This is a genomic window from Paracoccus sp. SSK6 (genome assembly GCF_039770665.1).
Taxonomy (GTDB): domain Bacteria; phylum Pseudomonadota; class Alphaproteobacteria; order Rhodobacterales; family Rhodobacteraceae; genus Paracoccus.
Map to the genome: position 1 here is coordinate 1 of NZ_JBDPNJ010000079.1, position 1,307 is coordinate 1,307.

Genomic DNA, 1,307 nt, shown 5'->3' on the forward strand with positions numbered 1-1,307 from the left:
GCCCCATGAAAAAAGGCCGCCCCCTTTGCGGGAGCGGCCCTTGATGCTTGGGTCGTATGGTGGGGTTTTACCCCACCCTACGGGGCTTCGGCGTAGGGTGGGGTTTCCCCCGCCACACCCGCCTCACCCGATCACTTCAGGATCTTCGAGACCACGCCGGCGCCGACGGTGCGGCCGCCTTCGCGGATGGCGAAGCGCAGCTTTTCTTCCATCGCGATCGGGGCGATCAGCTCGACCTCGAACTTCAGGTTGTCGCCCGGCATCACCATCTCGGTGCCCTCGGGCAGCTTCACCGTGCCGGTCACGTCCGTGGTGCGGAAGTAGAACTGCGGACGGTAGTTGGCGAAGAACGGCGTGTGGCGGCCGCCTTCCTCCTTGGTCAGGATATAGGCCTCGGCCTCGAAGTGGGTGTGCGGCTTGACCGAACCCGGCTTGCACAGCACCTGGCCACGCTCCACGCCGTCACGGTCCACGCCGCGCAAGAGCGCGCCGATGTTGTCGCCCGCTTCCCCGCGGTCCAAGAGCTTGCGGAACATCTCGACGCCCGTGCAGGTGGTCTTGCGGGTGTCGCGGATGCCCACGATCTCCAGTTCGTCGCCGACGTTCACCGCGCCGCGCTCAACCCGGCCGGTCACGACCGTGCCGCGGCCCGAGATCGAGAACACGTCCTCGATGGGCATCAGGAAGGGCTGGTCCACCGCCCGCTCGGGGGTCGGGATGTACTCGTCCACGGCGGCGATCAGCGCGCGGATCGAGTTCTCGCCGATCTCGGGGTCGCGGCCTTCCAGAGCGGCCAGGGCCGAGCCCTTGACGATCGGAATGTCGTCGCCCGGATAGTCGTAGGAGGACAGAAGCTCGCGCACCTCCATCTCGACCAGCTCCAGCAGCTCCTCGTCATCGACCTGGTCCACCTTGTTCAGGTAGACGACCATGAAGGGGATGCCCACCTGGCGGCCCAGCAGGATGTGCTCGCGCGTCTGCGGCATCGGGCCGTCGGCGGCGTTCACCACCAGGATCGCGCCGTCCATCTGCGCCGCGCCCGTGATCATGTTCTTCACGTAGTCGGCGTGGCCGGGGCAGTCCACATGGGCATAGTGCCGGTTGGCCGATTCGTATTCCACATGCGCCGTCGAGATGGTGATCCCGCGCGCCTTTTCCTCCGGCGCGCCGTCGATCTGGTCATAGGCGCGGAATTCGCCGAAATACTTCGTGATCGCAGCCGTCAGCGTCGTCTTGCCGTGGTCAACGTGACCAATCGTGCCAATGTTGACGTGCGGTTTCGTCCGTTCAAACTTTGCCTTTGCCAT

Annotated in this window: 1 protein-coding gene; it reads right to left on the minus strand. The window is 65.6% G+C overall.

Features of this window, described 5'->3' with window-relative positions; translation table 11 throughout:
• Positions 1–131: 131 nt before the first annotated feature.
• A partial coding sequence (gene tuf, locus AAIL68_RS17410; protein WP_347141049.1) for an elongation factor Tu occupies positions 132–1,307 on the minus strand: 1,176 nt, incomplete at its 5' end.